Below are 3,090 nucleotides of genomic sequence, written 5' to 3'. Positions count from 1 at the left end.
CTGGTTTGACTACTTCAAAGTAGTTTTAACATTCATAGCTACTGTTTTCGGAATCTTTGTACTAATCATCGTGAACATAACAAAAAAATCCAGGTGACGCCTACGGCGCACCTGATTTTGGCGTTAGATTGAAAACATACATCGAAGCAAATCACATTTAAGGAGTGTTTGTGAAAGTAATATCATTTATCAATATGAAAGGCGGTGTTGGAAAGACAACATCGGTTGTGGAAATGGCAACAATATTGGCCTCTGATCACAACAAGAGAGTCTTACTTATTGATATTGATCCTCAGACCAATGCGACATTTTCATTCGTCGATTATGATGACTGGAGTGAAAACATATCAAAGAATACAATTGCAGATGTTCTTGGTAGAAACAACAATTTATCTAGCAGAAGTGATGAGTACGACATTAACAATGCTGTAATTGAAAACGTCGCAGGAATCTCAGGTCTAGACTTAATATCTTAACATCTGAGTTTAACCTTTCTAGATTTAGATTTAAGCTCTCAAGCAGGAAGAGAGAAAATACTATCTAGGCAAATAAAGAAATTAAATAAAGAATATGATTATGTACTCATAGACTGTCCGCCAAACTTAACTCTTGCACCTCAAAATGCACTTGTTGCATCTAACTATATAGTAACTCCAATAGTACCTGATTTTTATTCATTCTTGGGCCTACCTTTACTGATTAACAGAGTGAAGAAATTAAGAGAGGAATTGGAGATAGATGTTACCTTTTTAGGATGTATGTTCACAAGAGTTGAACGAAATACTAATCTTCACTCTGAGTTCATTCCAAAAATTAGGGAAGTATGTGAGAATGAAGATATTCATAGTTTCAACACTATAATTCCTAAAAACATAAAAGTGAGCGAAGCTAGCTCATCTAGCTCACCTGCTAGAATTCAGTATCCTAATGAATCTGGTGTGGTTTCATACGGCAACCTGGTTAAAGAGTTGTTATTGACTCTGGAGGGGAATTAATGGCTAAGCATCTCCATGACCTTGAACGAATATTAAAAGATTTATCAGACTATGAAAAGAAGGGTTTAGACACTTCATATCTTAAGTCTTTTATTAAGCAATACAAAGTATTTATCGACATCAACGATCTAGGTTCTGATATTTCTTCTTACTCTTATGAAGATAAATTGGAAATTATTAGGGAGATAATGTCTGATAGATCAATATTTCCAAATATTAAAGACATTATATTCTTTGCCAACGAAGAGATGGACATTGAATTTAAGTCACAAAATGCTTCAAGAGATACTACGATTTCTCGAATAATTAAGCGTGTGGAAAAAGATCCTGAAGTTAAGCGTAAGTTAAAGAGATCATTGCTATGGGCTATTGAAGATGCTGGATATGCCCTTAAAACTAAATCGCATTCATCAAGAAAAGCAAGCAACTCTATTGAGCTAAGCAAATGGGTAGAGATACTAAAGGACTTATAACTAGTGAAAGAAATTATAGAGTCTAATGCTCAAGAAGATTACACAAAATATGATTGTCACTTTAAAAGTTTCTCAGATAAAACTTTAGACAAGTACAAAGAGGTAGGGTTCTATGAATGCTACCTCAGAACACTGTACTTTAAAAACTGGAAAGAAGGGCTTAACTCAATTACAGAAGATAACTTAAACCATTTGTTGGATGAACTACATCAAGATGTTAATTCTTCATATTATTTGTCAAGCATAGGTCTTTATAGAACATCAAATATGCATTTGAGAAGTTTAATCGAACTCTCTCTTCAAAGTATATATTTCTACCAACACCCAGTTGAATTAGAAAAATGGGAGTCTGGAAAATTTGTCATTAAACACGATAAACTTAAGGATTATATAAAAGAACACCCTAGGTTCTCAGGTAGAGAAACTCAAAATAAGATTTCGTTGCTCGTTGAACAAATATCTAGCAAGTGGAAATTTTTCTCGAAGCATATACATGCTGAATCTCTTCAATACTTCCAAACTCAGAAGGAGTCTGAGTTTAATCAAGAGTTTTCTGACGCTGAATTTGGAAAATGGAAGAAACATTACCTAGAAACCGTTGATAAAATAAACACTCTATTTACTCTGTTTTTTAGTGATGAACTAAAAAGATTCCCTTTTAATATTAAAAGCTTAATCAAAATCGAGTCGGAGTAATTTCAATCTAACAAGTGCATCCAGGTGACGCCTACGGCGCACCTGATGCAGGCGTTATGCACCAAATGAAGAAAAACGATGCATCGAAATAAAAAAGAAGAAAATTTTCATATCACAGTTATCAAACTCTGTGAAAAAACAAAAAGTGCTACTTCATATAATCCAAGAAAGTTTAAAAGTAAGGCTTTGAGAATTGGTGCGTATAGATATGCTCAAGAGATACTTGATTCAAATGATGATAACTGGGAAGGGTTTACACAGCTATTTATAAATCATAGATTAGATCTCAGCCTTGAAGCTTTAGTTTTAGATGAAAATTGGCAGAGTCTATTTACACGAAATCAGTTAGAAACTGCTCAGAGAAGATTAAAGAGTGTTGACTATAAACATATACCAGATTTATTAGAAACTCCTTCTGTACAAGGGGCTGTCAGTGAGCCAAAGCGTAGGGAATACACACTCAACTCAGTAGTTAGAGATTATAAAATAGCTAAATTTGTGAAAGAACTTTACGACTATGAGTGTCAAATTTGCAGAACAAAATTAACTGGAATTGATTTTAAATATGCAGAGGCTGCACACATACGCCCTCTTGGAAGCCCACACAATGGCAAAGATGATTTAAGCAATATCTTATGTTTATGTCCAAATCATCATAAACTTTTTGACCTTGGCGGAATTTTTATTGAAGACGATTTTTCGATCACTGGTTTAGATAGTAAGCTTTATATAAATAAAGAGCACCAAATAGATACGTCCAATTTTCAATATCATCGAAACTGGTTCTTAGAAAGTGCATAAATCGGGTAAGGGCTGGTCTTTCTCCAACCCTCCCCACAGCACCCGGCATGCGGGTCCGCACCGGGCGGTTCAACAATGATGGTGAAACCTGATCCATAAGTCTTTCAATGAAACAAGCCCAATTT

General features: G+C 34.6%; 3 protein-coding genes and 1 pseudogene. All 4 read left to right on the top strand.

From position 1 onward, the window contains the following. Positions 1–164 precede the first annotated feature (164 nt). Positions 165–995, top strand: a pseudogene (locus J7438_RS28055) (ParA family protein). Continuing rightward, entirely contained in the window at positions 995–1,468 is a 474-nt protein-coding gene (locus tag J7438_RS24885; protein ID WP_209278740.1) for a hypothetical protein, read from the top strand. Before J7438_RS28055 ends, J7438_RS24885 begins: the two are co-directional and overlap by 1 nt. Before the next feature lie 3 nt (positions 1,469–1,471). Continuing rightward, a complete protein-coding gene (locus J7438_RS24880) occupies positions 1,472–2,164 on the top strand; it encodes a hypothetical protein (protein ID WP_209278739.1) in 693 nt (230 codons plus the stop codon). A 78-nt stretch (positions 2,165–2,242) separates the two neighbouring features. Beyond that, entirely contained in the window at positions 2,243–2,965 is a 723-nt protein-coding gene (locus J7438_RS24875; RefSeq protein ID WP_209278738.1) for an HNH endonuclease, read from the top strand. Positions 2,966–3,090 lie beyond the last annotated feature (125 nt).

Source organism: Thalassotalea sp. G20_0 (assembly GCF_017744175.1).
GTDB lineage: Bacteria > Pseudomonadota > Gammaproteobacteria > Pseudomonadales > Endozoicomonadaceae > Endozoicomonas.
This window is presented reverse-complemented; position numbering and strand designations above follow the sequence as displayed.